A 25,100-nucleotide genomic window follows, 5' to 3' on the forward strand; every position below is an offset into this window, starting at 1 on the left:
CCCCGCGGGTGCGGGTCGCGGCCGCCGGCGCCGTCGCGCTCGGCGCCGTGCTGGTGCCGCCCGTGCCCGCGCTGGGCGGGGCCGCGGTGCTCCTCCTGGGTGAGGCGGCCGTGGGGTTCGTCGCCGCCCGTCACCGCTCCGGTCGCTGACGCCGATGGTTTGACGACAGAACGTCCCACGAACGTCCAATTGGCGATTCTCTGCGGGCCGAACGGCGGCTACCGTTCACACATGACGTCCACACTGTCGTTTACCAGGACCCCCCACCCGCGGCCGGCGACCCCGGAACGGGTTGCGGAGGTAGTGGCCAACCCCGGTTTCGGGCAGTACTTCACCGACCACATGGTGACGGTGCGCCACGACCGGTCGCAGGGTTGGCACGACGCCAAGGTCGAGCCGTACCGACCGCTCACGCTCGACCCCGCCGCGATGGTGCTGCACTACGGGCAGGCCATCTTCGAGGGCCTCAAGGCCTACCGCCAGCCCGACGGGACCATCGCGTCCTTCCGGCCGGAGGCGAACGCGGAGCGGTTCCGCCGCTCGGCCCGCCGGATGGCCATGCCGGAGCTACCCGACGAGCTCTTCCTGGGCTCGCTGCGCGAGATCGTCGCCGTCGACGGGCGCTGGGTGCCCGAGCAGGACGAGGAGTCGCTGTACCTGCGGCCGTTCATGATCTCGACCGAGGTGGGGCTGGGCGTGCGCCCCGCGGCCGAGTACCTCTACCTGGTGATCGCCTCGCCGGCCGGCTCGTACTTCGAGAGCGGGATCAAGCCGGTCAGCGTGTGGCTGTCCACCGAGTACGTGCGCGCGGCGCCGGGAGGCACCGGCGCGGCCAAGTTCGCCGGGAACTACGCCGCCTCGCTGGTCGCCCAGGCCCAGGCCGCCGAGCAGGGCTGCGACCAGGTGGTGTGGCTGGACGCGGTCGAGCGTCGCTGGGTCGAGGAGATGGGCGGGATGAACCTGTTCTTCGTCTTCGGCTCCGGGCCCGAGGCGCGCGTGGTGACCCCGGAGCTGACCGGGTCGCTGCTCGCCGGCATCACCCGCGACTCGCTGCTCTCGCTGGCCGCCTCGCTCGGCCACCCCGTGGAGGAGCGGCGGATCTCCACCGAGGAGTGGGAGAAGAAGGTCGAGTCCGGCGAGCTGACCGAGGTCTTCGCCTGCGGCACCGCGGCGGTGATCACGCCGGTCGGCTCGGTCAAGTACGCCGGTGGCGGGTTCACCGTCGGCGACGGCGGCACCGGTGAGGTGACCGCCCGCCTGCGCTCGGCCCTGACCGCGATCCAGCGCGGCACCGCCCCCGACCCGCACGGCTGGATGGTCCCGCTCACCCCGAAGGGCTAGACCAGCGTCCAGGTGGCCGCCACCACGGTGGTGGCCACCTCGCTGGCCGCGCCGAGCACGTCGCCGGTGACGCCGCCCAGGCGCCGCCGGACGTGGGCGAGGAAGGCCGCGGTGACCGCGGCGCCTGCCAGGACGGCCACCGGCCCGAGCCAGGGGTGGTCCAGGTCCGCGGGCGCGGCCGCGAGCACCAGCACGGCGCACCAGAGCGCGGGTACCGACGCCGGCTGGGTGCCGGCCACCAGCGCGCCGAGCCCGTCCGGCCGTGCCGCGGGGACGCCCCGCACACAGCCCAGGGCGAACGCCGCCCGCCCCGCCGTCACCGCCACGACCACCGCCCACCAGCGCTCGCCGGCCAGCGCGTCGAACGCGGCGGCCTGCCCGAGCAGCGCGACGACCAGCGCGACGACCCCGAACGGGCCGACGCCGCCGTCGCGCATGACGGCCAGCGCACGCTCCGGCGGGCCGTAGCAGCCGAGCCCGTCGGCGGTGTCGGCCAGCCCGTCCAGGTGCATCCCCCGGGTGAGCAGGGCGAGCAGACCGACGGTGAACAGGCCGGCGAGCAACCCCGGCAGGTGGGTGAGGTGCAGCACCGCCAGCACCCCGGCGGCGAGCAGCCCGAGCGACAGGCCGACCACCGGGGCGAGCGCGATGGCGCGGGTGCCGAGGCGCCGGTCCACCGGCCCGTGCCGGACGGGCAGCACGGTCAGCCAGGACAGCGCCAGCCGCAGGCCGGCGGGCACGTCAGTCCGCGGCGGGTCCGCTGATGCCCGCATCCTCGAAGGTCGCCATCTCCGCCAGGACCCGCACCGACATCGACACCAGGGGGATCGCCGCCGTTGCGCCGGTGCCCTCGCCCAGGCGCATTCCCAGGTCCAGCAGCGGCTCCAGGTCCAGCTGCTCGAGCACCAGCGAGTGGGCCGGCTCGGTGGAGCGGTGCCCGGCCACCCACCACGCGCGGGCCCCCGGGGCGAGCTCCTCGGCGACCAGCGCCGCCGCGCCGGTGACCACGCCGTCGAGCACGACCGGCGTGCGGCGGACCGCCGCCTGGGCGAGGAAGCCGGCCATCGCGGCGATGTCCGCTCCGGCGACCGTGCGCAGCAGCGCGACCGGGTCGGCGCTGACCGGCTTCGCCCGGCGCAGCGCGTCTCGGATGGCGGCGGTCTTGCGCATCCAGGCGCGGTCGTCGATACCGGTGCCCCGGCCCACCACCGCGACCGGCTCGGTCCCGGTCAGCGCCGCCACCAGCACGGCCGAGGCGGTGGTGTCGCCGATGCCCATGTCGCCCGCGACCAGCAGGTCGGCTCCGCCGTCGACCTCCTCGTCCACGATGGACCGCCCGGCGGCGACCGCGGCCAGCACCTCCTCCTCGGTGAGTGCGTCCTCGACGTCGATCGACCCTGAGGAGCGGCGGACCTTGTACGGGGCCTCACCGGTGTCGGCGTCGACCGACATGTCCACGACGCGGACCTCGCCGCCCGCGCTCGCGGCCAGCACGTTGATGGCGGCGCCGCCGGCGCGGAAGTTCGCCACCATCTGGGCGGTCACCTCGCTGGGGTAGGCCGACACGCCGCGCGCGGCCACGCCGTGGTCGCCGGCGAACACGACGATCCGGATCCGGTCCAGCGGACGGGGTGGGCACTGGCCCTGGCAGGCGGCGACCCACGCACCGAGGCGTTCCAGCCGGCCCAGCGACCCGGGCGGCTTGGTGAGCTGCCCGTGCCGGGCCAGGGCGGCCTGCCGGGACTCCTCGTCCGGCGGCGTGACGGTGTCGAACTCGACCGTGTCGGTCATCCGGCTCCCTCCTGCGGTGATCGCGCACGAGCCTACCAGAAGCCGGCGGGCCGGCGGACGCGACCCGGGGCGGGTCAGCGGAGCCGGAGGGGGATCCCGGCCACCAGCAGGACCACGGCCGAGCAGCGGGTGGCCAGGTCGGCGTTGAGCGTGCCGAGCTCGTCGCGGAACAGCCGGCCCGCCGGCGTGGCGGGGACGACGCCCAGGCCGACCTCCGCCGACACCAGGACCAGCTCGGCGCGGCAGCTCGCGGCCGCGTCGACCAGGCGCGCGTACTCGGCGCGGACGGGGTCGCGGGGGGCGCCCTGCCAGGCGCCGGTGTCGTCGAGCAGCGTGGTCAGCCAGGTGGCCAGGTCGTCGACGAGGATCGGGGGGTCGGCCGAGCCGGCGGCGGCGAGCAGCTCGGGGAGCTCGGCCGGCGCGGCGAGCTCGACGGTGCGCCAGCCCGGCGGCCGGCGGGCGGCGTGCGCGTCGATGCGGGCCTGCCACTCGGCGTCGGCCGGGTCGGTGCGGGCGGTCGCCACGTACGTCGCGCGATCGGCGGGCAGCAGCCCCTCCGCGTGGGCGGACTTGCCGGAGCGGGCGCCGCCGAGGACCAGGGTTGCCACGCCGCGCACGCTATCGTGCGCGGCGTGGCCTACCGCTGGAGCTGTGTGGACAGCCCGGTCTTCGCCGACCGGGAGGCGGCCGAGGACTGGCTCCGCGACACCTGGGCGGACCTGCTCGCCGCCGGCGTGGACGAGGTCACGCTGCTGGACGGGGACGAGGTCGTCTACGGCCCGATGAGCCTGCACCCGCCGGATTAGCTCGGTGGCGTCGTCGCGACCACGTCGCCGAGGATCTCGTCGATCCTGGTCAGCACGTCCGCCTCGAGGGTGACGCCGGCGGCCTTCGCGTTCTCGGTCACCTGCTCGGGACGGGTGGCGCCGACGATCGCGGAGGCGACGTTGTCGTTCTGCAGGACCCAGGCCACGGCCAGCTGGGCCAGCGACAGGCCGAGCTCGTCGGCCACCGGGCGCAGGTTCTGGACCCGCTCCAGCACCTCGTCGCGCATGAACCGGGCGATGAAGTTGCGGCCGTTCTCGTCGGTGGCGCGCGAGCCCTCCGGCACCGGCCGGCCCGGCAGGTACTTGCCGGTCAGCACGCCCTGCGCGATCGGCGACCAGACGATCTGACCCAGACCCGCCTCGGCCGAGGCCGGAACGACCTCGGACTCGATGACCCGCCAGAGCATCGAGTACTGCGGCTGGTTGGAGATGAACGGCACCTTCAGCTCACGGGCCAGCTCCGCACCCCGGCGGATCTGGTCGGCGGTCCACTCCGAGACGCCGACGTAGAGCACCTTCCCGGCCCGGACGAGGTCGGCGAAGGCCAGAAAGGTCTCCTCCAGCGGGACGGTCTCGTCGAACCGGTGGGCCTGGTAGAGGTCGACGTAGTCGGTGCCGAGCCGGCGCAGCGACGCGTTCGCCGACTCGATGATGTGCTTGCGTCCCAGGCCCTTGTCGTTGGGGCCGGGGCCGGTCGGCCAGAACACCTTCGTGAAGATCTCCAGGCTCTCCCGGCGCTGGCCGGCCAGCGCCCGGCCGAGTACGGACTCGGCACGGGTGTCGGCGTAGACGTCGGCGGTGTCGAACGAGGTGATCCCCACGTCGAGCGCGGCGCGGACACAGGCGTGCGCCTGCTCCTCCTCCACCTGCGAGCCGTGGGTGATCCAGTTGCCGTAGGAGATCTCGCTGACGCTGAGACCACTACGACCGAGACGACGAAACTCCATGGGTCCAACCTAGTCCCCGAGCCGCTACAGGTTGGACGGCGACGGTTGGGCCCCTGTGGACGGACGGGTCACCGGTGCGGGAGCGACCACATCCGCGTCGCCGTGGCCGGAACGATCGGGTGAACGCACCGGGGGTCGCGCAGCCGGTACGGGATGCCGGCCCACGGCGGCGCGGGGGTCGCCGCCGTGGGCGGGCGTTCCTCCGGTCGGCCGAGGTCGAGCGCCTGCCGGAGGACGCGGTCCCGGCTGCCTTCCCCGGCGTCGCCTCGCTCGGCCCGGAGCACGCGCTCGGGCCACCAGACCGCCGTCGTCGCCGGAGTCGTGTAGGACACGACGGTCTCCTCGTCGACGAGGAGTACCGCGTCCGTGCACGTGGGCCAGTACATGGCGAAACCGAGCAGCGCGGGGTGCCGGACGTCCGTCCCGAACGCCATCAGCAACCACCCGTCGTCCCGCAACGCGCCGATCCAGAAGTCCAGCTCGCTCATGTCCCTCCTGTCCGCCCTGTCGGATATGAAACTGTCGGATCGCCGCGCCCCGCCGGCAGCTGGCAATCTACGCCGGAAATTCCAGTTGAAATTGCCCGGAAACAAGGTCAACCGGATCGGATTAGGCAAGATGCACCAGTGGTCCCGACACCGCTGGGCGGTCGTTACGCCCTGGGGCGGGCGGGGTCGGGACCACCGGTGTCCGCCGACCGCGTTTGGGGCCGCAGTGGACGGACGGGCACACCCGCGCCGGTCACCGTCCACAGGGGCGCGGGGGTCGATATACGGAGGAATCTACGCCGGAAATTCCTGTGGGTCTTCCTCTGAAAGAAAGTCGAGCCGGTTGGAGTAGGCAGGGTGCACCGTGGGTAGAAGGGGCGGCAGAATCGCCGCCATGATGCAGGCGGATGTGCCGGACCTGGGGCCAGCGGCACAGCGGATCCTGCTCGGAGCCCAGCTCCGGGCGGCCCGCGAGGCGCGCGGGCTGAGTACGAGCCGGGCGACCGAGGCTCTCGAGTGGAGGAACGCGGCCAAGCTGTCGAAGATCGAGGCGGGGACGGTCCCAACGAGCGACCGGGATCTGGCCGCGCTCGCCGAGCTGTTCGAGATCCCGTCCGAGCTGGCCGCCTCGTTGAACCGGCTCGCCACCGAGGCGCGGCGCCGGCTGCCGCCCAGCCGGGTGCCGGAGTGGGCCGCGCGGTACGTCCACCTGATCCGGGCCTCCGAGCACCTGTCTCTGTGGAACCCCGACTGCTTCCCCGGTTCGGTCAGCACCAGGGACTACGCGCGAGCCTGGCTGTCCCGGTCGATCGTCGTGTCCACGGCGGAGGTCGAGCAGATGGTCGACGAGCGAGTGGCCCGCGCGGACCACTTCCGAAGGGACGGTCGACCGACGCTGCACCTCGTCGTCGGCGAGGCGGCGCTGTACGTGGCCGCCGGCGGGCCCGCGACGCTGCGCGGGCAGCTGGAGCACGTGCGCGAGCTGGCCGAACTGCCGACCGTCACCGTCCAGGTCGTCCCGTTCGAGCGCGGCGGTTACGCCGCTCCCGGCTCGGCATACTCGATCGTGCACCTTTTCGGCGAGCAGCGACTCGTGTTCGTTGAGAACCTGATCGGGTCCGACTATCTCGGTCGCGAGTACGTACGCATCTACGGGCTGGCGTTCGAGGACCTGTGCCGTCAGGCGGAGACGCCGGAGAGGACGATAAAAATGATCACCCGTCGGATCCAAGAGCTGTAGGAGGCGCACATATGGGAGCCCCAGAGCCGGTGGAGCAGCGGTGGCGCACGGCGTCCCGCAGCGGTGGCGAGAACTGCGTCGAGGTCTCGTTCGGCACCGCCAGGGCCGGCGTCCGGGACAGCAAGAACCCGGGCGGGCCGGTGGTGGTCACGACCCCCGCCGCGTTCTCGACCTTCGTCGACGCGCTGCGCGCGGGCGGGCTCGAACGCGCTTAGCCGTCCGGAGCGGCCTTCGCCGGCGTCAGGCGGGGGCCGCTCCGCTGGGGTGGCGCTGCTCGCCGACCCCGCCGAGTGGCGCGCCCAGGCCGGGGAGGATCGGGTGCATGAGCTCGGGGTCGCGCAGCTGTGGCGGAACGCCCGCCCAGGACGGCGCGGGGACCGGCTCGCCGCGCGGACGGGGTGAGAGCGGACCGAGAACGAGTGCCTCCCGCAGGACGCGGTCGCGGGTCCCCTCCCGCGCGTCGCCCCGCTCGGCCCGGAGCACGGTCGGCGGCCACCACACCGTTGTGTTCGCGGGAGTGGTGTAGGTGACGACCAGGTTCTCGTCGACCAGGATCACCACCTCGGCGCAGTCCGGCCAGTACAGGACCGAACCGAGCAGGACCGGCTGCCTGGGGTCCTCGCCGAAGGCCATGAGCAACCGCCCATCCTGCCCCAACTTCTCGATCCAGTAGTCGATCTCGCTCATGGTCTCTCCCGCGCTCGGTCGGCTGGCGCTGGTGAAAGACAGGAACTTACGCCGGAACGTCCAGGCCGGCTTGATCGATCTGGAGGTCGACCCCATCGGATGAGGGGAAGCGCACTCTGCGTAGGTCGACCCGCGTGCCGGGGCTCACCAGCGCCGGAAGCCGCCCTCGGTGTTGACGACCTGACCGGTGACCCACCGCGCCTCGTCGGTGGCGAGCCAGGCGACCAGGCGAGCGGGGTCGTCCGGCTCGCCCCACCGCCCGCCCGGGAACCGGGCGGCGACCGCGGCCGCCACGTCGGGCGGGGCGTAGCCGGTGTCGACCGGGCCGGGGTTGACGGTGTTGACGGTGATGCCGAGGTCGGCCAGCTCGTCGGACAGGGTCGTCGTGATCGCCGCCAGCGCGCCCTTGCTGGCCGCGTAGGCGACCTCGCCGCGCATCGGCCCGAGCTGCTGCCCAGAGGTCATGAAGATCACCCGGCCGGGGCCGCCGAGCGCCGCGAACTCCTTGGCCAGCAGGATCGAGGAGCGGGCGTTGACCGCCCAGTGCCCGTCCAGCCGGTCCGCGTCCAGCTCGGCGAGCGGACCGTCACCGCCGCTGCGGGCGTGGTTGCACACCAGCACGTCGAGCCGGCCGAACGCCTCGACCACCGCCCGGACCAGCGCGGCGGGAGCGTCCGGCTCGGCCAGGTCCGCCGAGGCGGAGCGGACCGACGCCTCGGGGGAGCCCAGTGCCTCGGTCACCCCGGCCACGACGGCCGCCGGCCCGCCGGGATCGGCTCCCCAGGGCTGGGCCGCGTCGTGCGAGGTGAAGTGGTGGACGAACACGCTGGCGCCGTAGGCCGCCAGGCGCCGGCAGATCGCGTAGCCGATGCCGATCCGCCGGCTCGCGCCGGTGACCAGCGCCACCCGGCCGCGCAGCGGCAGCGGATCGCGGGCGAGGACCGGAGGCTCCTGCGGGAGCACCCGCTCAGACCCGGTCGCCGGGGACCACGCGGGGCTTGGGCACCCGGAGCTTGCGGATCTGGGAGGCGCGGATGAACGCGTACCAGCCGACCGAGAGGCCGCGGACCGGCTCCTTCGGGAACCTCTCCCGGACCGCCCTGGTGATCCGGCGGCCGGCCAGGACGCCCTCGAGGATCATCGCGACCAGCATCAGCAGGCAGAACAGCGTCACCAGGCTCTGCACCCGCGGGTTCGGGAACAGCAGCGCCACGAAGATCACGATCGCGAGCGGCATGAACAGGCCGAGCAGGTTGCGCTTGGAGTCGACCAGGTCGCGGATGTAGGCCTTGACCGGCCCGCGGTCGCGCGGCATGAGGTACTGGTCGTCGCCGGCCATCATGCGTTCCCGCTGCTTGGTGCGCAGCTCGCGCCGCTTGGCGGCGAGCTCCTTGCGCTCCTCCTTGTTGCCGCGGGCCCGCCGCATCGCCTCGCGGGTGGTGCGCGGCGGCGGCGCGACCGGGCCGCGCCTGCGCTGCTCGGCGTCCCGGCGCTTGGGCGTCGGCCTGCCCTTGCCCGGCGTGTGCGACTTGGCCCTGGCGTCCTCCGCCTCGACGTCCACACCGGTGTCGGTCTCGGTCTCGGCGATCTCGGCTTCTTTGCGGCGAAGGAACCTCACAGGGGAAAGAGTAAGGGAAAGCCAACTAGTCTTTGACCATGCGGGTGCTGATCGCTCCAGACTGCTTCGGTGGCACGTTGACCGCGCCGGAGGCCGCTGAGGCCATCGCCGCCGGCTGGCGGGCTGGTGCGCCGGCCGACGAGCTCACCCTCTGCCCCCTGGCCGACGGCGGCCCCGGCTTCGTCGACGTGCTGCACAACGCGCTCGGCGGGCGGCTGCACCGCCTCACCGTGACCGGCCCGCTCGGCACGCCGGTCGAGGCGCTCTGGCTGGAGCACGAGGGCACGGCCTATCTGGAGTGCGCCCAGGCCTGCGGGCTCCACCTGGTCCCCAAGGGGGAGCGCGACGCCCTGGCCGCGACGACCTACGGCGTCGGCGAGATGCTCGTCGCCGCCCTCGCCAGCGGCGTGCGCACGGTCGTCGTCGGGCTCGGGGGATCCGCGACGACCGACGGCGGCGCCGGCCTGTTCCACGCGCTGGGCGCGGTCCCGGTCGGCGAGGACGACGAGCCGCTGCCGCCCGGTGGCGGCGCCCTGATCGACCTGGTCCGGCTGCACGGCCACCCCGACCTCGGCGACGTGACGTTGGTCGCCGCGTCGGACGTGGAGAACCCCCTGCTCGGCCGGCTGGGCGCGGCGCGCGTGTTCGGCCCGCAGAAGGGGGCCGACGACCTCGCCGTGCGGCGGCTGGAGCGCTCGCTCGCGCGGTGGGCGGAGATGCTCAGCGAGGTCGCCGAGCGCGACATCCGCGAGGAGAAGGGTGCCGGGGCCGCCGGTGGCCTCGGCGCGGCCCTGATCGCGCTGGGCGCCAGGGTGGAGTCCGGGGCGGGCGTGGTCCGGCGGCTCACCGGCCTGGACGCCGCGCTGGACGCCGCCCAGCTCGTGGTCACCGGGGAGGGCAGCTTCGACTTCCAGTCGCTGCGGGGCAAGCTGGTCACCCGGGTGGCCGAGGCGGCCGCGGAGCGCGGCACCCCGTGCGTCGTACTGGCCGGGGTGGTGAGCGTCGGCCGTCGGCGTGCCGCCGCGGCGGGGGTCGACCGCGCCTACTCGGTCGCCGAGCACGTCGGCTCCGCGGAGGCCTCGATGGCCGACCCAGGCGGGACGCTCACCTCGCTCGCCGAGCACGTCTCGGAGCAGTGGCATCGGTAACACCGCCGCTCGAGCGGCGTGTGGGACCATGGGGGAAGAAAACGCGGACGATCCCGGTTGTCCACAGGTAGTAGGAGTCCGAAGGTCGAGGGAGAACCATGACGACCGCACAGGAGAACACCACGGCGACGGAGACCCACGGGGTGACGTTGTCCGAGGCCGCCGCGAGCAAGGCGAAGGCTCTGCTCGACCAGGAGGGTCGGGACGACATGCACCTGCGCATCGCCGTCCAGCCCGGTGGCTGCGCCGGCCTGCGCTACCAACTGTTCTTCGACGAGCGCACGCTCGACGGCGACCTGTTCCGGGACTTCGGCGGGCTCAAGGTCGCCGTGGACCGGATGAGCGCTCCCTACGTCCAGGGCGCCACCATCGACTTCGTCGACACGATCGAGAAGTCGGGCTTCACCATCGACAACCCGAACGCCGGTGGCTCCTGCGCGTGCGGCGACTCGTTCCACTGACATCCGGCGGAACCGAGACGAGCTGAGATGAACGGGGCCCCCTCGGGGGCCCCGTTCGCCGTTTCGGCTCGAGCGCTCTGCCGGCTCGTCAGCACCGCCCGGTAGGGTCGTCGCTGGCCAGTCACGACCTCGTCCGTTCCACCGACGACCACCAGACAGGGGAATCCCTCGTGCCCGTCGCCGTCTCCGGGAGCATCGCTACCGACCATCTCATGCACTTCCCCGGCAAGTTCGCCGACCAGCTGGTAGCCGAGCAGCTGCACCGCGTGTCGCTGAGCTTCCTGGTCGACGACTTGGTCGTGCGCCGGGGCGGGATCGGGGCCAACATCGCTTTCGGCATGGCTGTGCTCGGCGCGTCCCCGGTGCTGGTCGGCGCGGTGGGCAGCGACTTCGCCGACTACCAGTCCTGGCTGGAGCGGCACGGTGTGAACTGCGCCGGCGTGCACGTGTCGGAGACCGCCCACACCGCCCGGTTCGTCTGCACGACCGACGACGACATGTGCCAGATCGCGTCGTTCTACGCCGGTGCGATGGCCGAGGCCAGGCTGATCGAGCTCGCCCCGGTCGCGGCCAAGGTCGGCGGCTTCGACCTGGTCCTGATCAGCCCCGACGACCCGGACGCGATGCTCCGCCACGCCGACGAGTGCCGCCAGCGCGGCTACCGGTTCGCCGTGGACCCCTCCCAGCAGCTCGCGCGGATGGACGGCTCCCAGATCCGGGCGTTCGTGCAGGGCGCGGACTACCTGTTCAGCAACGACTACGAGTGGGAGCTGCTGCGGCGCAAGACCGGCTGGACCGAGCGCGAGGTGCACGACCGGGTGGGCGTGCGGATCACCACGCTGGGTGAGAAGGGCGCCGAGATCGTCTACAAGGACGGCACCTCGGTCACCGTCAACGCGGTCCCGGAGACCGTCAAGGCCGACCCCACCGGCGTCGGCGACGCCTTCCGCGCGGGCCTGCTCGCCGGGATGGAGCGCGGGCTCCCGCTCGAGCGCGCCGCACAGCTCGGCTCCTACATCGCGGTGCTGGTGCTGGAGACGGTCGGGCCGCAGGAGTGGACCTTCGACAAGTCCCAGGCGATCTCGCGCATCGGTGCCGCCTACGGCCCCGAGGCCGCGAAGGAGATCGGGGCCATCCTCCCGTAGGTTCCCCTTTTCGTGAGCACCTGGTAGCTGTGAGTGCATGCGTGCACTCACAGCTACCGTGACCCTGCTCGGCGTCCTGGCCGTTCTCGCCGTGGGCGCGCCCGGCGTCGCCGGCGCCGCCACCGGCCCGTGGCTCCCGGTCGGCTCCGACGTCGCCCGGCCGCTGGACGAGTCGCAGGGGCTGGCCGTCGTCGAACGCCCGGGCGGGACCGTGGTCCGCTACACCGGCGTCGCCACCATCCCGCCCGGCGTCGCGGCACGCGGCTGGAACCACGTCGGCGACCCCGGCGCCGGCCACGGCTACTACGTCGAGCCCTACCAGCGCGACGACCGCGGCGCGAAGCTGTTCCGCGTGCAGGCGCCGGACGGCTCCTGGGCGGAGTACACCCACGCCCTGGAGCCCTGGGAGGCGACGAACAACTCCTTCGCCGCGGTCTCGCCGGACGGCCGCTGGCTGGTCGCCGGGGAGTGGGGGACGATGGACCGGCTGCTCGTGCACCCGATGCCCGGCACCGCCCACCCCGACCCGGGCGCGAACCTGCCCCTCGCCTCGGCGATCCGCCTGGACCGACCCGTGCGCGACATCCAGGGCTGCGACTTCGTCACGCCGACCCAGCTCCTGTGCTCCTCCGACGACCCGGCCGGCGCGTTGTTCGGGATCACCAAGCCGCTCCTGCAGGTGAACCTGGCCAACCCGGTCGGCGCCGCCGACGTTCCTGGCCGGGTGACCGCCCTGGGCCAGCTCCCGCTGCGCAGCGCCTGCCGCGGCGAGTTCGAGGCCGAGGGAATCGACCACGACGAACGCGACGGCACGCTGCGCGTGGTCGTGCTCTCCCCGGGCGTCTGCGTCGCCTTCGACAGCAAGACCTGGCGGCTGCGCCGGTGAGGCTCAGAGCCGGACCGGGTAGTGCGGCTCGGGGATCCGGGGCCGGATCGAGCCCTCGATGAAGATCCCGTGCCAGAGCATGTAGACCACCAGCGCCCAGATCCGCCTGCTGTGGTCCAGCGTTCCGGCCCGGTGCTCCTCGAGCAGCTTGAGCACCGCGTTCTTGTCGATCTCCTCGTCGGTCTGCGACTTGAGCACGATCTGGCGCGCCCACTCGTACATCTCGTCCTTGAGCCAGAGCCGGATCGGCACCGGGAAGCCGAGCTTGCGGCGGTTGAGCACGTGCGCCGGCACGATCTGCCGTAATGCCTGGCGCAGGGCGTACTTGGTGGTCTCCTTGGTGACCTTCTGGTCCTGCGGGATCTTCGCGGCGACCTTGAACACCTCGGTGTCCAGGAACGGCACCCGCAGCTCCAGCGAGTTCGCCATCGTCACCTTGTCGGCCTTGACCAGGATGTCTCCGCGCAGCCAGGTGAACAGGTCGACGTGCTGCATCCGGGTCACCGGGTCCCAGCCGGCCGACTCGCGATAGGGGCCGGCCGTGACGTCGGTGTGGCTGATCGACGGGTCGTAGCTGCGCAGCACCGAGCGGAGCTGGTCGTCGCGGAAGATCCGGGCGTTGCCGTAGTAGCGCTGCTCCAGGTCCAGCGCGCCGCGGCGCAGCAGGTCCTTGCCCCGGACGCCCTCGGGGATCTTGGTCGAGAGCGAGCCCATCGCGCGCCGCAGCCCGCCGGGGACCTTCTCGAACGCGGCCAGCGACAGCGGCTCGCGGTAGATCGAGTAGCCGCCGAACAGCTCGTCCGCGCCCTCGCCGGAGAGCACGACCTTCACGTGCCGCCGCGCCTCCCTGGCGATGAACCAGAGCGGGACCAGCGCCGGGTCGGCCACCGGGTCGTCGAGGTACCAGACGATGAGCGGCAGTGCCTCCATCATCTCCTCGGCGCTGACCGTGCGGACCACGTGCTTGACCCCGATCGCCGCCGCGGACTCGGCCGCCACGTCCACCTCGGAGTAGCCCTCGCGCTCGAACCCGGTGGTGAACGTGATCAGGTTGGGGTTGTGCTCCCTGGCCAGCGCCGCGATCGCGGTCGAGTCGATGCCGCCGGAGAGGAACGCGCCAACGGTGACGTCGGCACGCATGTGCTTGGCCACCGAGTCCCGCATGACGTTGGCGATCTGGTCGTAGAGCCGTTCCGGGGTGTTCTCGCCGCGCAGCGGCGTCGGCCGGAACGTGTGGAAGAAGTACCGCTCGGTGGTGAGCCGGCCGCCGGGGGAGATGGTGAATGAGGTCCCCGACTCGATCCGCCGGATCTCCTGGTGCAGCGTCTCCGGCTCGGGGACGTACTGCAGCGTGAGGTAGTGCTGCAGGGCGGTGCGGTCGAGCGTGGCCGGCACGCGCAGCCGGTGGGTCAGCTCGAGCAGTGACTTCTTCTCGCTCGAGAAGGCGACGCCCCCTGGACCCGTCGAGTAGAACAGCGGCTTGATGCCGAAGGGGTCGCGGGCGCCGAACACCACCCGCCGCCGCCAATCCCAGATCAGGAACACGAACATGCCGCGCAGCTTCGAGACCGCGGCCGGGCCGAGGTAGTGGTACAGCGCGACGATCACCTCGCCGTCGCCGTGGGTGCGCATGGTGGCGCCGTACTGCTCGATGAGCTCCTGGCGCAGCTCGAGGTAGTTGTAGATCTCCCCGTTGAACAGCAGGGTGTACCGCTCCTGGACCCCTTCCGGGCTCCAGTGCAGCGGTTGGTGGGAGCTGTCCACGTCGATGATCGAAAGCCGGTTGAAGCCGAAGACGACTTCGTCACCCTCCCAGGTGCCGCTCTCGTCCGGGCCGCGGTGCCGCTGGCAGCGCATGGCCGCCGCCACCGCCTCTCGGCTCGCACTGGCATCGGCTTCGGTGGGGCAGACAAGGCCAAGCAGACCGCACACGTCTCCGGCACAACCTCTCGTGTCGAGTGCTCGTCAGGCCCCAGTATGGCGCCAGCCGTGGCGCGCACCCGGACGCGGTGGACTTGACCGCCCCTACGCGGTGTGTTCGGGCCCGCTCGGCTAGGCTCCGAGCCTAGATCACTCATGTCTGAGGAGGGGCGCGCAGTGGGCGACAAGAGGCGCACACCGGCGAGGCGGGTGGCGGGTCTGGCTGGCCTGACCGGTCTGGTCTCCATCGCCGTGTCCGGGTGTTCCACCGAGGAGGTGCTGCGCTTCGGCTGGCCGGAGGGGATCACCCCGCAGGCCGACCGCATGCGTGACTTCTGGACCTGGTCGGTCGTCGCGTCGCTCCTGGTCGGTGTGCTGGTCTGGGTGCTGATCCTGTGGCCGGTCATCGCGCACCGCAAGCGTGGGGACACGCTGCCCCGGCAGTTCCAGTACAACCACTTCCTGGAGTGGATCTACACCGGCATCCCCTCGGTGATCGTCGTCGTGCTGTTCTACTTCACGATGACGACCCAGAACTACGTACTGGCCGAGGAGGCGCCGGAGGAGATCGACGTGAAGGTCAACGTGTTGGCCTTCCAGTGGAACTGGCAGTTCGAGTACGAGACGTACAAGGACGCCTCCGGTGCCACCGTCGTCCCGCGTACCCCGGAGGGGCCGCTGGTGCACACCGTGGGCACCTCCGACGAGATCCCGCTGCTGGTGCTGCCGGTGAACCGGACCGTCCACTACGAGCTGCGGGCCCGGGACGTCATCCACTCGTTCTTCGTGCCGGAGTTCAACTTCAAGCGGGACGTCTTCCCGTACCCGGAGAAGAACAGCCAGGACAACACGTTCCAGAACTCGATCGACCGCGAGGGCGCGTTCGTCGGCCGGTGCGCCGAGCTCTGCGGCACCTACCACTCGATGATGAACTTCGAGGTCCGTGCGATCAGCCCCGAGCGGTTCGACCGGTACATGGTGCTGCGGCGCACCGTGAACGAGGAGACCGGCGAGCCCCACAGCGCCGCGGAGGCGCTCCGGGTGCTCGGCGAGGAGGACCCGGACTGCGGCGAGCTGTGTGCCCCGCTGGCCACCTCGACCGCGCCGTTCGACACCGACCGCACCGCCCGCACCGCGGGCCGGTGAGGTCGGTCCCCGCCGCCGTGAGCCCACCCCGAGAGTGAGGACAGCATGAAGGTCGAAGCCAGGCTCTTCGACGTGACGACCAGTTTCTTCTTCCTCGCCGCGGTCGTCTACGGCCTCTGGGCGCGGGAGCCGGTGGGCACGGTCGCCCTGATCCTGACCGGCGGCCTGTCCCTGATCATCGGTTCGTACCTGCACTTCGTCGCACGGCGCGTCGAGCAGCGTCCGGAGGACAACCCGGACGCGGAGATCAGCGACGGCGCCGGCGAGGTCGGATTCTTCAGCCCCGGCTCGTACTGGCCGGTCGGCATCGCGGCCGCGGGGGCGGTCACCGCATACGCGATCGCGTTCTGGCAGGTCTGGCTGCTGATCATCGGGCTGGTGCTGGTGCTGATCACGGTGGGCGGGCTGGTGTTCGAGTACCACTCGCGCCCGCACGCCACCGACTGACACCCGAACACGAACGAACCCGCGGGACTCATCGGTCCCGCGGGTTCGTTCGTGTCTCGGGTCGTTCGTTCGGGCGGGCTCAGCCCGCCACCCCGGCGACCCCCGCGTCCTCGTCGCGAAGTGCCGCGGACAGGGGCACCCACCGCTCCAGCAGGTCGGCCACCCGGCCGCTCTCGACGGCCTCGGTGGCGGTCTCCATCGCGGCGGCCAGGTCGGCGTGGAGGTCGTCGGACAGGCCGCGGAACGCCGCGATCGCCCCGGCCGCGTTCAGCAGCACCGTGTCGCGCACGGGGCCCGCCTGGCCCGCGGCCAGGGCCCGCACGACCGTCGCGTTCTTCTCCGCGTCGCCGCCGGCCAGGTCGTGCGCGCCGCTGCGGGCGATGGACAACGCGCTCGGGTCGATCTTCTCGGTCCGCACCGTGCCGCCGGAGACCACCCAGGCGGTGGTCGTGGTCGTCGTCGTGATCTCGTCGAGGCCGTCGTCGCCGTGGACCACCAGGACGCTGAACCCGCGGGCGGCGAGCACGTCGGCGATGATCGGCGCCATGCGCTCGTTGGCGACGCCGACGAGGGCCGACGTGGGCTGCGCGGGGTTGGTCAGCGGCCCGAGGACGTTGAACGTGGTCGGGATGCCGAGCTGGGCGCGACTCGGTCCGACGTGGCGCAGCGCCGGGTGGAAGGCGGGCGCGAAACAGAACCCGATGCCCAGCTCCTGCACGGACTTTGTCACCGATTCGGGTGAAAGTTCGATGGCCACGCCGAGCTTCTCGAGCACGTCGGCGGTTCCGCAGCGGGACGAGGCGGCCCGGTTGCCGTGCTTGACGACCGGCACCCCGGCGGCCGCCGTGACCAGCGCGCTCATCGTGGAGATGTTGACCGTGCCGGCCTGGTCGCCGCCCGTGCCGACCACGTCGACGGCGGGCCTGTCCAGGGTGACGCGGCGGGCGTGCGCGAGCATCACCTCGGCCATGCCGGCCACCTCGCCCGCGGTCTCGCCCTTGGCCCGCAGGGCCACGGCGAACGCGCCGATCTGGGTGGGGGTCGCCCGGCCGGACATCATCTCGTCCATGGCCCAGGCAGTGTCCTCGGCCGTGAGGTCGTTTCGGGCCACCAACCGGTTGAGCAGGCTAGGCCAGGTGAGTGACGCCTCGCTCACGTCCGGTCACCCCTGGTAGACGGGTAGCTGCTTGTTGCGCAGCACGTCGGCGACCGTCTCGGCGGCGGCCAGCGGGTCGAGCGGGTGCACGATGACCGCGTCGGCCTGCGCCCAGGTCGCCAGCCAGCGGTCGTCCTTGCGGCGGATCGCGACCACGATCGGGGGACACGGGTCGATCTCGTTCTTGAGCTGGCGGCACAGGCCGATGCCACCGGTCGGCTGGGCCTCGCCGTCGAGGATCGCCAGGTCGACCGTGCCGCTGTCCATCTCCATCAGCACCTCGGAGACCGTGGAGACCTCCTGGTAGGTCACCCGGCCGATGTCCGCCGCGGGACGCCGGCCCACCGCCGTGACGATCGTCTCCCGGACCTCGGGCCGGTGGCTGAACACCAGGAGCTTCAACGGTGTGCTCATCTCTGCGGCCTCCCGGACGTGGTGAGCGAGGACCCCCCGATGCTATCCGGACCAGCAAGATCCGGTTCAGGTGCCCGGCGCTGGGCGGAGGCGTGGTCGAGAGAGTCGACGCGGGGCGGACCCGATCAGCCCGATCCCCCCGGGACAGGCAATAATGCCCGCGTGACGACAGCAGCGCCCAACATCAGCCAGCGTGTGCACTCGCTGAACCGGCCGAACATGGTCAGCGTCGGCACGATCGTCTGGCTGGCCAGCGAGCTGATGTTCTTCGCCGGCCTGTTCGCCATGTTCTTCACGGTCAAGGCGCAGAACGAGACCGAGCACTGGCCGCCGGAGCCGACGCACCTGAACGTGCCCTACGCGCTGGTCGTCACGATCGTCCTCGTCGCCTCGTCTCTCACCTGCCAGCTGGGTGTGTTCGCGGCGGAGCGAGGTGACGTGTTCGGGCTGCGGCGGTGGTACACGATCACCCTGGCCATGGGCACGATCTTCGTGCTCGGCCAGGCGTACGAGTACGTCCAGCTGGTCAGCGAGGGCACCACGATCCCGTCGTCGGCCTACGGAACGGTCTTCTACCTGACCACCGGGTTCCACGGGCTGCACGTCACCGGCGGGCTCATCGCCTTCGTGTACCTGCTCATCCGCACCAGGCTGAGCAAGTTCACCCCGGCCCAGGCCACCTCGGCCATCGTCGTGTCCTACTACTGGCACTTCGTCGACGTGGTCTGGATCGGCCTGTTCAGCGTGATCTACTTCGTGAAGTGACGTCAGGGGTTGCCGCACAGATGATGAAGAAACGCAGGGCCAGCACCAAGTTCCGCAGGCGGGTCTCCGGTCTGCTGGCGCTGGCCGTCGCGCTGGTGGGTGTCGGGACGCTCTACAGCGTGCTCGTTCCCGAGCCGCAGACGGCGCAGGCCCAGGACGATCCGATCATGGTGCGGCAGGGTGAGCAGATCTACAACAACACCTGCATCAGCTGCCACGGCCAGAACCTGGAGGGCGTGAAGGACCGCGGCCCGAGCCTGATCGGCATCGGTGAGGCCTCGGTCTACTTCCAGACCTCCACCGGGCGCATGCCCGCGGCCTCGATGTCGGCGCAGCTGAGCGAGAAGCCGCCGGTGCTGACGCCCGAGGAGATCGAGCAGATCAGCGCCTACGTCCAGGCCAACGGCGGCGGTGCGGAGCTGCCCGAGGAGCGTGGCACCGATCTGCGCGGCGACGACCTCGCCCGCGGCGGCCAGCTGTTCCGGCTCAACTGTGCCTCCTGCCACAACTTCACCGGTCGCGGCGGCGCGCTGTCGTCGGGCAAGTTCGCGCCCGCGTTGGACGACGTCACCGAGGAGGAGATCTACACCGCGATGCTCTCCGGCCCGCAGAGCATGCCGCGCTTCTCCGAACGCCAGCTCTCGCCGACCGAGAAGAAGGACATCGTCGCCTACGTCAAGTCGGTCACGGACGGCAACAACAACCCCGGCGGCAGCCCGCTGGGTGGTCTCGGCCCGCAGCCGGAGGGCCTGATCGCATTTATCGTGGGAATGGCCGCGTTGGTCGGTGTGACGTTGTGGATCGGGGCTAAGCAATGAGCAAGCAGAACCCGGAGGTGCCCGGCGACGAGGAGCTCGCCGGCATGAGCCGGGACGAGCTGGTCCGGCTTGGGACCAGGCTCGACGGCGTCGAGCTGGTCGAGTACCCCGACCCCTGGCCGGTCAAGGGCACCCGCGCCGAGAAGCGCGCCGAGCGGCTGGTCGCGTTCTGGTTCGGTCTCTCCGGCCTCTCGGGCCTGGCCTTCGTGGCCGCCTTCATCTTCTGGCCCGCCAAGTACGTCGCGCCGGGTGAGGAGGGGTACACGATGTACTCGCTCTACACCCCGGTCATCGGCCTGACCCTGGGCGTCGCGATCCTCGCGCTCGGCTTCGGGGTGCTGCTCTACACCCGGCGGTTCATCCCACACGAGGTCGCCGTCCAGGAGCGGCACGAGGGTGGCTCGACCGAGGTCGACAAGGCGACGATCATCGCGCAGCTCGCCGACGCGGGGACCCGCAGCACGATCGGCCGCCGGCCCATGATCAAGCGTTCGCTGGCCTTCGGCGGCGGCGTCCTCGGCCTCGCGGTCACCGTGGTGCCGCTCGGCGGCCTGCTGCGCAACCCGCACGCCCAGTCCACGAACGAGGACGGCCTCTGGCACACCGGGTGGTTGCACCACGGTGAGGAGAAGGTCTTCCTCCGCCGGGACACCGGCGACGCCAGCGAGGTCGAGCTGGTCCGCCCCGAGGACCTGGACGCCGGTGCCATGGAGACCGTGTTCCCGTTCCGCGAGTCCGAGCGCGACGACCACGACGCACTGGTGCACGCGCTCAAGAGGGCGGACAATCCGGTCATGCTGATCCGACTGCGCCCCCAGGACGCCGAGCGCGTTGTCAAGCACGAGGGCCAGGAGGACTACAACTACGGCGACTACTACGCCTACACGAAGGTCTGCAGTCACGTGGGCTGCCCGACCTCGCTGTTCGAGCAGCGCACCAACCGCATCCTGTGTCCGTGCCACCAGTCGCAGTTCGACGCGTTGCAGTACGCCAGGCCGATCTTCGGCCCGGCGACCCGCAAGCTCGCCCAGCTGCCGATCACGGTCGACCCGGAGACCGGATACTTCATCGCGACCGCCGACTTCAACGAACCGGTCGGCCCGGCCTTCTGGGAGCGGAAGTCATGAGCGGTCTGACGACACCGACCAAGCCGGACAACCTCGCCATGCGCGCGGCCGGTGGGGCGGCCAAGTGGGTGGACGACCGGTTCCACGCCGCCGGCGGCATGCGGCGGCAGCTGAACAAGGTCTTCCCGACGCACTGGTCGTTCCTGCTCGGTGAGATCGCGCTCTACAGCTTCATCGTGCTGCTGCTGTCCGGCACCTACCTGGCCCTGTTCTTCGACCCGTCGATGGCCGAGGTCACCTACCAGGGCTCGTTCGTGAACCTGCGCGGCCTGGAGATGTCCCGGGCCTACGAGTCGACGCTGTACCTGTCCTTCGACGTGCGCGGCGGGCTGTTCGTCCGCCAGGTGCACCACTGGGCGGCGCTGCTGTTCGCCTCCGCGATCGTCCTGCACATGTTCCGGACGTTCTTCACCGGTGCCTTCCGGCGCCCGCGCGAGACGAACTGGGTCATCGGTGTCCTGATCTTCCTGCTCGCCTGCGTCGAGGGCTTCGCCGGCTACTCGCTGCCGGACGACCTGCTCTCCGGCGCCGGCCTGCGGATCCTGTCCGGCCTGATGATGTCGCTGCCGGTGGTCGGCACCTGGATCAACTGGCTGATCTTCGGCAGCGAGTTCCCGGGTACCGAGGTCATCCCGCGGCTCTACACGCTGCACATCCTGCTGGTGCCGGGCATCCTGCTGGCGCTGATCGGCATCCACGTCGGCCTGGTCTGGTACCAGAAGCACACCCAGTTCCCCGGGGTGCGCCGCAAGGAGACCAACGTCGTCGGCGTCCGGATCATGCCGACGTTCGCCCTCAAGGCCGGTGGGTTCACCGCGGTCGTCATCGGCGTCACGGCGCTGATGGGCGGACTGTTCCAGATCAACCCGGTGTGGAACTTCGGCCCGTACAACGCCTCGCACATCTCGGCCGGAACGGTGCCCGACTGGTACATGGCCTGGACGGACGGCCTGGTCCGACTATGGCCTGCCTGGGAGGTCTATCTCGGGAACTACACGATTCCCGCCCCGTTCTTCCCGTTCATGATGGGCCTACCGCTGCTCACCGGAATCGCGGCGGTGTACCCGTGGATCGAGCGGAAGTTCACCAAGGACTACGCCCACCACAACCTGCTCCAGCGGCCGCGTGACGTGCCGGTGCGGACCAGCCTCGGCGCGATGGCGATCACGTTCTTCATGGTGTCGCTGCTGTCGGCGGCCAACGACGTGCTGGCCTTCAAGTTCGACATCTCGCTGAACGCCACGACCTGGATGGGCCGGATCGGGTTGCTGGTGCTGCCGCCGCTGGCCTACGCGATCACCTACCGGTTGTGCCTGGGGTTGCAGCGGTCGGACCGGCAGGTGCTCGAACACGGCGTGGAGACCGGCATCATCAAGCGGCTGCCGCACGGCGAGTTCATCGAGGTGCACCAGCCGCTGGGCCCGGTGGACGACCACGGCCATCCGGTCCCGCTCGAGTACCAGGGCGCGCCGGTGCCGAAGAAGATGAACAAGCTCGGCTCGGCCGGCGAGCCGGTTGCCGGTTCGCTCCTAAAGGCCGACCCGCCGGAGGAGACCGCGGCGCTCGCCAAGGCCCGTGCCGCCCAGCTCGGCCACCGGGCGGAGCAGGTGGAGTCCGGGGCCACCGAGACCGGCTCCTCGATCGCCAGGAGCCAGGAGGACCCCTCCAAGAAGCTGTGAGGTTATCCGTCCGAGCGAGGAGGGTCGTCGCGTTCGTCGCGGCGGCCCTCCTCGCCGTCGGCGGGTGCGCCTCGGGTTCCTCGGTGCCAGGACTCGCCAGGCAGGGGACGCCAGGACCGGAGCCGGCCTGCGCCGACAGCGGTTTCGACTGCGAGCTGCAGGGCAGGTTCGAGGCGGTGCGGGACTACCTCGAGGACCGTCCCGGCACCTCCGGTGTCGTGGTACGCGACCTGCGCACGGGCGCGGAGTGGCACAACGAGCACGCCCGCGACCTGACCTGGACCGCGTCCACGATCAAGCTCGCGATGGTCGTCGACCTGTTCACCAGGAACCGGTCCGGCGAGATCACGCTGAGCACCGAGGACCGGACGCTGATCCACGCCATGCTGCACAGCTCGGACGACCGCGCCGCGGACACCCTCTGGTACCGCTACGCCGGGCGCGACCACCAGGAGTTCAACGACAACTTCCCGGACTACGGGCTCACCTCGTTGGTGCCGCAGAAGGGGTTTTCCGACTACTTCCCGTACTGGGGCTTCCAGAAGTGCACTGCCGAGGACCTCGACCGGTTGATGACCTTCGTCCTGACCGAGTTACCCGGGGACGAGCGCGACCTCATCGTGGCGGAGATGCGGTCGGTGGGCGCCGAGCAGCAGTGGGGGGTGTGGGGTGCCGGCCCCGACGCCCGGCCGGGCACCAAGGACGGCTGGTCGGAGGAGGTGGACGGCTGGGTGATGAACACCGTCGGCTTCGTCGGCCCCGGTGAGCGCTACACGCTCACCGTCATGAACGCCCTCCACGGCGAGGCCGGCTACACCGCGGGCCGCGCCACCGTCACCGCGGTCGCCCGCCTCCTGTTCGCCGGCTACTTCCCCGCCTGAGCGCCTCCTGGGCGGAAATACGGGCGCGCCCGTGCGGCACGCCTGCCTACGATCCGCCCTCATGACCACCTTCCCCGCTCCCGACGGCACCCTGCTCGCCCAGCACGTCCTCGGCGCGGGTGAGCCGCTGGTGTGCCTCCCCGGCGGCCCCATGCAGCCCTCGCCGTACCTGGGCGACCTCGGGGGTTTGTCCGCGCACCGCTCCCTGGTGCTGCTCGACCCGCGCGGAACGGGTGGGTCGGCCGTACCCGAAGACCCGGAGACCTACCGGTGCGACCGCCAGGTCGACGACGTCGAGGCGGTGCGCGCCCGGCTCGGCCGCGAGCGGGTCGACCTGCTGGGGCACTCGGCTGGAGCGTCGCTCGCCCTGCTGTACGCCGCCCGGCACCCCGACCGCGTCGCCCGCCTCGTGCTGGTCGCCCCCAGCACCCGGGTGGTGGGCGTCGAGGTCACCGACCGGCACCGCCGCGAGGTGGCCGAGCGACGCCGTGACGAGCCGTGGTTCCCGGACGCCTTCGCCGCCTTCGAGCGGATCTGGGCTGGCGAGCCCACCGAGGCCGACTGGGACGCCATCACCCCGTTCACCCACGGCCGCTGGGACGCGACCCGGCAGGCCCTGGACGCCCAGGACGCGGAGCGCCGCAACGCCGAGGCCGCGGCCCACTACTACGACGGCCTGCCGGACCCGGCCGCCACTCGCGCCGCCCTCACCCGGCTGGAGGCCCCGGTCCTCCTGCTCGCCGGCGAGGTCGACGTCGCACTGCCGCCCCCGTGCGCTGCCGAGTACGCCGCCCTCCTCCCGAAGGCCGAGCTGGCCGTGCAGCCGGCCGCCGGCCACCTTCCGTGGCTCGACGACCCGGCCTGGTTCGTCCGAACCGTGGCCGCCTTCCTGCGCTGAGGCGCGGGTGCCCGCGGCGGACGGGTCAGCGGCCGAACGGGAGCCTCGGGTCGGTCGTCTCCGCCGCCCACGTCTCTCGGACCCAGGTGTGCCGAGGGTCGTCGCTGATCAGCCAGGCTCGCTCGGTGCCAGGCCCGGCCATCACGTTGAGGTAGTACAGGTCGTAGCCGGGGGTGGCCATCGACGGCCCGTGCCAGCCGTGGGGGATCAGGACGACGTCGTCGGTGCGAACCTCGGCGAGTACGTCGATGGGGCCGGCCGCGGAGGCGTACACCCGCTGGTAGCCCATGCCCTCGCGGGCCACCTGGAAGTAGTAGATCTCCTCCAGCTCGCTCTCGTGTTCGCCGGCCTCGTCGTGCTTGTGCGGCGGGTAGGACGACCAGTTCCCGCCCGGCGTCAGCACCTCGCAGGCGATCAGCCTGTCGGCCTCGAACGCCTCCGGGGTGCAGAAGTTGTTCACCTGCCGGCTGCACCGCCCGGCCCCGCGCAACTCCACCGGCACGCCCGACACGGGCGCGTACCGCGCGGCCAGCCGGCGGGTGCACACCGCCGAGGGCAGCGCCAGCGTCGCCCCGGCCGAGGACGACAGCACGGCCGTCGCCTCCCGCGGGAGGTACACGAAGTCGGTGGGACCGGCGAACACGTCCCGGCGGCCGGTCACCTCGAACGTCTCGCCCTCGACCGCGACCACGCAGCCGCCGGAGAGCGGCAGGACCAGCGTCTCGGCCTCGCCTGTCGACACCTCACGCCGTTCGCCCGGACCCAGGTCGAGCACGACGAGACCCGAGTAGGTCCAGCCGGCCGACGCGGGGGTGATCGTCACCCGGTCGGGGCCGGCCGAGCCCGCGGGGCGGTAGTGGCCGCTCACAGCAGCCCCGCCGCGGTGTCGACGGCCTTCTCGACGTCGCCGTCCGGCGGGTAGAGCAGGGACCGGCCGACCACCAGCCCGCGCACGGTCGGGTGGCGCAGCGCCCTGTCCCAGCGGGCGTAGGTGGCCTCGGCGTCGGCCGACACCTCACCGCCCAGCAGCAGCGTCGGCAGCGTCGTCGCCGACAGCACCCGGGCCATGTCCTCGCCGCCGTCACCGATCACCGGCACCTTCAGCCAGGTGTAGGCCGAGGTGTGGCCGAGCCCGGCGGCGATCGTCACCGCGGTCGTGGCCGCCTCGACCGACAGGTCGTTGCGCAGCACCCCGTCGACCCGGCGGGACAGGAACGGCTCGACCATCGCGACCAGTCGCGCGTCGGCGAGCTCGTCGACCGCGAGCGCG

29 protein-coding genes are annotated in these 25,100 nt (G+C 71.7%); 16 read left to right on the forward strand and 13 right to left on the reverse strand.

All coding sequences use genetic code 11. The features are described from left to right. Positions 1–231 precede the first annotated feature (231 nt). Complete coding sequence (locus tag BU204_RS13885; protein WP_075126075.1) at positions 232–1,341, forward strand: branched-chain amino acid aminotransferase; 1,110 nt, start codon at positions 232–234, stop codon at positions 1,339–1,341. Here the strand turns inward: BU204_RS13885 and cobS are convergent. The 3 genes from cobS to cobU form a co-directional block, all read right to left on the reverse strand. After that, positions 1,338–2,114 (reverse strand): adenosylcobinamide-GDP ribazoletransferase, encoded by a 777-nt coding sequence (gene cobS / locus BU204_RS13890; RefSeq protein WP_075126076.1) that lies wholly within the window; start codon positions 2,112–2,114, stop codon positions 1,338–1,340. The two genes, BU204_RS13885 and cobS, sit on opposite strands and share 4 nt — an antisense overlap. Then, positions 2,083–3,132, reverse strand: coding sequence for a nicotinate-nucleotide--dimethylbenzimidazole phosphoribosyltransferase (gene cobT / locus BU204_RS13895; protein WP_075126077.1), 1,050 nt, complete (start codon positions 3,130–3,132; stop codon positions 2,083–2,085). The genes cobS and cobT overlap by 32 nt, the downstream gene beginning before the upstream one ends. 74 nt (positions 3,133–3,206) lie before the next feature. Next, positions 3,207–3,740, reverse strand: a complete 534-nt coding sequence (gene cobU / locus BU204_RS13900) for a bifunctional adenosylcobinamide kinase/adenosylcobinamide-phosphate guanylyltransferase (protein ID WP_075126078.1) — start codon at positions 3,738–3,740, stop codon at positions 3,207–3,209. A 24-nt stretch (positions 3,741–3,764) separates the two neighbouring features. On the opposite strand from cobU, the gene BU204_RS13905 reads away from it, so the two are divergent. Then, entirely contained in the window at positions 3,765–3,938 is a 174-nt protein-coding gene (locus tag BU204_RS13905) for a hypothetical protein (RefSeq protein WP_233160262.1), read from the forward strand. Here BU204_RS13905 and BU204_RS13910 read toward each other — a convergent pair. Both BU204_RS13910 and BU204_RS13915 read right to left on the reverse strand, forming a co-directional pair. Further along, positions 3,935–4,906, reverse strand: a complete 972-nt coding sequence (locus BU204_RS13910; RefSeq protein ID WP_075126079.1) for an aldo/keto reductase family protein — start codon at positions 4,904–4,906, stop codon at positions 3,935–3,937. The two genes, BU204_RS13905 and BU204_RS13910, sit on opposite strands and share 4 nt — an antisense overlap. A 68-nt stretch (positions 4,907–4,974) precedes the next feature. After that, entirely contained in the window at positions 4,975–5,394 is a 420-nt protein-coding gene (locus tag BU204_RS13915) for a hypothetical protein (RefSeq protein WP_075126080.1), read from the reverse strand. 394 nt (positions 5,395–5,788) lie between these two features. Between BU204_RS13915 and BU204_RS13920 the strand changes: the two genes are divergently transcribed. Both BU204_RS13920 and BU204_RS13925 read left to right on the forward strand, forming a co-directional pair. After that, the gene (locus BU204_RS13920) at positions 5,789–6,634 is read left to right on the forward strand and encodes a helix-turn-helix domain-containing protein (protein WP_075126081.1); all 846 of its coding nucleotides are present in this window, start codon (positions 5,789–5,791) and stop codon (positions 6,632–6,634) included. Positions 6,635–6,645: 11 nt separating this feature from the next. Beyond that, positions 6,646–6,849, forward strand: coding sequence for a DUF397 domain-containing protein (locus BU204_RS13925; RefSeq protein ID WP_075126082.1), 204 nt, complete (start codon positions 6,646–6,648; stop codon positions 6,847–6,849). 25 nt (positions 6,850–6,874) lie between these two features. On the opposite strand, the gene BU204_RS13930 is transcribed toward BU204_RS13925, so the two are convergent. From BU204_RS13930 to BU204_RS13940, 3 genes are all read right to left on the reverse strand, one after another. Further along, positions 6,875–7,321: a hypothetical protein gene (locus BU204_RS13930; RefSeq protein ID WP_075126083.1), complete on the reverse strand. Its 447-nt coding sequence runs from the start codon at positions 7,319–7,321 to the stop codon at positions 6,875–6,877. A 144-nt stretch (positions 7,322–7,465) separates the two neighbouring features. Continuing rightward, positions 7,466–8,284, reverse strand: coding sequence for an SDR family oxidoreductase (locus BU204_RS13935; RefSeq protein WP_075126084.1), 819 nt, complete (start codon positions 8,282–8,284; stop codon positions 7,466–7,468). A gap of 4 nt (positions 8,285–8,288) precedes the next feature. Beyond that, entirely contained in the window at positions 8,289–8,939 is a 651-nt protein-coding gene (locus tag BU204_RS13940; RefSeq protein ID WP_075126085.1) for a DUF3043 domain-containing protein, read from the reverse strand. 38 nt (positions 8,940–8,977) lie between these two features. Here BU204_RS13940 and BU204_RS13945 point away from each other — a divergent pair, with 38 nt between their 5' ends. From BU204_RS13945 to BU204_RS13960, 4 genes are all read left to right on the forward strand, one after another. Further along, a complete protein-coding gene (locus BU204_RS13945) occupies positions 8,978–10,087 on the forward strand; it encodes a glycerate kinase family protein (protein WP_075126086.1) in 1,110 nt (369 codons plus the stop codon). 98 nt (positions 10,088–10,185) lie between these two features. Continuing rightward, positions 10,186–10,548, forward strand: coding sequence for a HesB/IscA family protein (locus BU204_RS13950; protein ID WP_075126087.1), 363 nt, complete (start codon positions 10,186–10,188; stop codon positions 10,546–10,548). A 212-nt stretch (positions 10,549–10,760) separates the two neighbouring features. Beyond that, the gene (locus BU204_RS13955) at positions 10,761–11,693 is read left to right on the forward strand and encodes a carbohydrate kinase family protein (RefSeq protein ID WP_075126101.1); all 933 of its coding nucleotides are present in this window, start codon (positions 10,761–10,763) and stop codon (positions 11,691–11,693) included. A 37-nt stretch (positions 11,694–11,730) separates the two neighbouring features. After that, complete coding sequence (locus BU204_RS13960; RefSeq protein WP_075126088.1) at positions 11,731–12,579, forward strand: hypothetical protein; 849 nt, start codon at positions 11,731–11,733, stop codon at positions 12,577–12,579. A gap of 3 nt (positions 12,580–12,582) precedes the next feature. On the opposite strand, the gene asnB is transcribed toward BU204_RS13960, so the two are convergent. Next, positions 12,583–14,511: an asparagine synthase (glutamine-hydrolyzing) gene (gene asnB, locus BU204_RS13965; protein ID WP_075126089.1), complete on the reverse strand. Its 1,929-nt coding sequence runs from the start codon at positions 14,509–14,511 to the stop codon at positions 12,583–12,585. A gap of 165 nt (positions 14,512–14,676) precedes the next feature. Here asnB and ctaC point away from each other — a divergent pair, with 165 nt between their 5' ends. Both ctaC and BU204_RS13975 read left to right on the forward strand, forming a co-directional pair. Beyond that, the gene (gene ctaC, locus BU204_RS13970; protein WP_233160264.1) at positions 14,677–15,645 is read left to right on the forward strand and encodes an aa3-type cytochrome oxidase subunit II; all 969 of its coding nucleotides are present in this window, start codon (positions 14,677–14,679) and stop codon (positions 15,643–15,645) included. A gap of 45 nt (positions 15,646–15,690) precedes the next feature. Continuing rightward, entirely contained in the window at positions 15,691–16,092 is a 402-nt protein-coding gene (locus tag BU204_RS13975) for a cytochrome c oxidase subunit 4 (RefSeq protein ID WP_075126091.1), read from the forward strand. A gap of 79 nt (positions 16,093–16,171) precedes the next feature. Here BU204_RS13975 and trpD read toward each other — a convergent pair whose 3' ends face one another. Next, complete coding sequence (gene trpD / locus BU204_RS13980; RefSeq protein WP_075126092.1) at positions 16,172–17,248, reverse strand: anthranilate phosphoribosyltransferase; 1,077 nt, start codon at positions 17,246–17,248, stop codon at positions 16,172–16,174. A gap of 6 nt (positions 17,249–17,254) precedes the next feature. After that, on the reverse strand, positions 17,255–17,662 hold the full coding sequence (locus BU204_RS13985; RefSeq protein WP_075126093.1) for a hypothetical protein: 408 nt from the start codon (positions 17,660–17,662) through the stop codon (positions 17,255–17,257). Positions 17,663–17,881: 219 nt separating this feature from the next. Here BU204_RS13985 and ctaE point away from each other — a divergent pair, with 219 nt between their 5' ends. The 6 genes from ctaE (at position 17,882) to BU204_RS14015 (ending at position 23,830) form a co-directional block, all read left to right on the forward strand. Next, positions 17,882–18,427, forward strand: a complete 546-nt coding sequence (gene ctaE, locus BU204_RS13990; protein WP_233160268.1) for an aa3-type cytochrome oxidase subunit III — start codon at positions 17,882–17,884, stop codon at positions 18,425–18,427. 20 nt (positions 18,428–18,447) lie between these two features. Next, positions 18,448–19,245, forward strand: a complete 798-nt coding sequence (gene qcrC / locus BU204_RS13995; protein ID WP_075126095.1) for a cytochrome bc1 complex diheme cytochrome c subunit — start codon at positions 18,448–18,450, stop codon at positions 19,243–19,245. Next, positions 19,242–20,372: a cytochrome bc1 complex Rieske iron-sulfur subunit gene (gene qcrA, locus BU204_RS14000; RefSeq protein WP_075126096.1), complete on the forward strand. Its 1,131-nt coding sequence runs from the start codon at positions 19,242–19,244 to the stop codon at positions 20,370–20,372. The genes qcrC and qcrA overlap by 4 nt, the downstream gene beginning before the upstream one ends. After that, a complete protein-coding gene (gene qcrB, locus BU204_RS14005) occupies positions 20,369–22,051 on the forward strand; it encodes a cytochrome bc1 complex cytochrome b subunit (RefSeq protein WP_075126097.1) in 1,683 nt (560 codons plus the stop codon). The genes qcrA and qcrB overlap by 4 nt, the downstream gene beginning before the upstream one ends. Next, positions 22,048–22,932 carry a class A beta-lactamase-related serine hydrolase gene (locus tag BU204_RS14010; RefSeq protein WP_233160266.1) on the forward strand — a complete coding sequence of 295 codons (885 nt, stop codon included), beginning with the start codon at positions 22,048–22,050 and terminating at the stop codon, positions 22,930–22,932. Before qcrB ends, BU204_RS14010 begins: the two co-directional genes overlap by 4 nt. A gap of 61 nt (positions 22,933–22,993) precedes the next feature. After that, entirely contained in the window at positions 22,994–23,830 is an 837-nt protein-coding gene (locus BU204_RS14015) for an alpha/beta fold hydrolase (protein ID WP_075126098.1), read from the forward strand. Between the two features lie 25 nt (positions 23,831–23,855). Here the strand turns inward: BU204_RS14015 and iolB are convergent, their stop codons facing one another. Continuing rightward, a complete protein-coding gene (iolB, locus tag BU204_RS14020) occupies positions 23,856–24,698 on the reverse strand; it encodes a 5-deoxy-glucuronate isomerase (RefSeq protein WP_075126099.1) in 843 nt (280 codons plus the stop codon). Next, positions 24,695–25,100: Cgl0159 family (beta/alpha)8-fold protein (locus tag BU204_RS40090; protein ID WP_456297883.1), on the reverse strand; the 406-nt coding region annotated here is incomplete at its 5' end. The genes BU204_RS40090 and iolB, both read right to left, overlap by 4 nt.

Origin of the sequence: Actinophytocola xanthii (assembly GCF_001921205.1) — a bacterium.
GTDB lineage: Bacteria > Actinomycetota > Actinomycetes > Mycobacteriales > Pseudonocardiaceae > Actinophytocola > Actinophytocola xanthii.

Bases quoted from the DNA above. Each gene is read 5' to 3' on its own strand.
- BU204_RS13925 (WP_075126082.1), top strand. From the start codon at position 6,646: ATGGGAGCCCCAGAGCCGGTGGAGCAGCGGTGGCGCACGGCGTCCCGC.
- BU204_RS13930 (WP_075126083.1), bottom strand. From the start codon at position 7,321: ATGAGCGAGATCGACTACTGGATCGAGAAGTTGGGGCAGGATGGGCGG.
- BU204_RS13910 (WP_075126079.1), bottom strand. From the start codon at position 4,906: ATGGAGTTTCGTCGTCTCGGTCGTAGTGGTCTCAGCGTCAGCGAGATC.
- BU204_RS14015 (WP_075126098.1), top strand. From the start codon at position 22,994: ATGACCACCTTCCCCGCTCCCGACGGCACCCTGCTCGCCCAGCACGTC.
- ctaE (WP_233160268.1), top strand. From the start codon at position 17,882: ATGGTCAGCGTCGGCACGATCGTCTGGCTGGCCAGCGAGCTGATGTTC.
- cobT (WP_075126077.1), bottom strand. From the start codon at position 3,132: ATGACCGACACGGTCGAGTTCGACACCGTCACGCCGCCGGACGAGGAG.
- qcrA (WP_075126096.1), top strand. From the start codon at position 19,242: ATGAGCAAGCAGAACCCGGAGGTGCCCGGCGACGAGGAGCTCGCCGGC.
- BU204_RS13975 (WP_075126091.1), top strand. From the start codon at position 15,691: ATGAAGGTCGAAGCCAGGCTCTTCGACGTGACGACCAGTTTCTTCTTC.
- BU204_RS13920 (WP_075126081.1), top strand. From the start codon at position 5,789: ATGATGCAGGCGGATGTGCCGGACCTGGGGCCAGCGGCACAGCGGATC.
- BU204_RS13960 (WP_075126088.1), top strand. From the start codon at position 11,731: ATGCGTGCACTCACAGCTACCGTGACCCTGCTCGGCGTCCTGGCCGTT.
- qcrC (WP_075126095.1), top strand. From the start codon at position 18,448: ATGATGAAGAAACGCAGGGCCAGCACCAAGTTCCGCAGGCGGGTCTCC.
- BU204_RS13955 (WP_075126101.1), top strand. From the start codon at position 10,761: ATGCACTTCCCCGGCAAGTTCGCCGACCAGCTGGTAGCCGAGCAGCTG.
- BU204_RS13915 (WP_075126080.1), bottom strand. From the start codon at position 5,394: ATGAGCGAGCTGGACTTCTGGATCGGCGCGTTGCGGGACGACGGGTGG.
- cobS (WP_075126076.1), bottom strand. From the start codon at position 2,114: ATGCGGGCATCAGCGGACCCGCCGCGGACTGACGTGCCCGCCGGCCTG.
- qcrB (WP_075126097.1), top strand. From the start codon at position 20,369: ATGAGCGGTCTGACGACACCGACCAAGCCGGACAACCTCGCCATGCGC.
- BU204_RS13985 (WP_075126093.1), bottom strand. From the start codon at position 17,662: ATGAGCACACCGTTGAAGCTCCTGGTGTTCAGCCACCGGCCCGAGGTC.
- BU204_RS13945 (WP_075126086.1), top strand. From the start codon at position 8,978: ATGCGGGTGCTGATCGCTCCAGACTGCTTCGGTGGCACGTTGACCGCG.
- BU204_RS13885 (WP_075126075.1), top strand. From the start codon at position 232: ATGACGTCCACACTGTCGTTTACCAGGACCCCCCACCCGCGGCCGGCG.
- BU204_RS13950 (WP_075126087.1), top strand. From the start codon at position 10,186: ATGACGACCGCACAGGAGAACACCACGGCGACGGAGACCCACGGGGTG.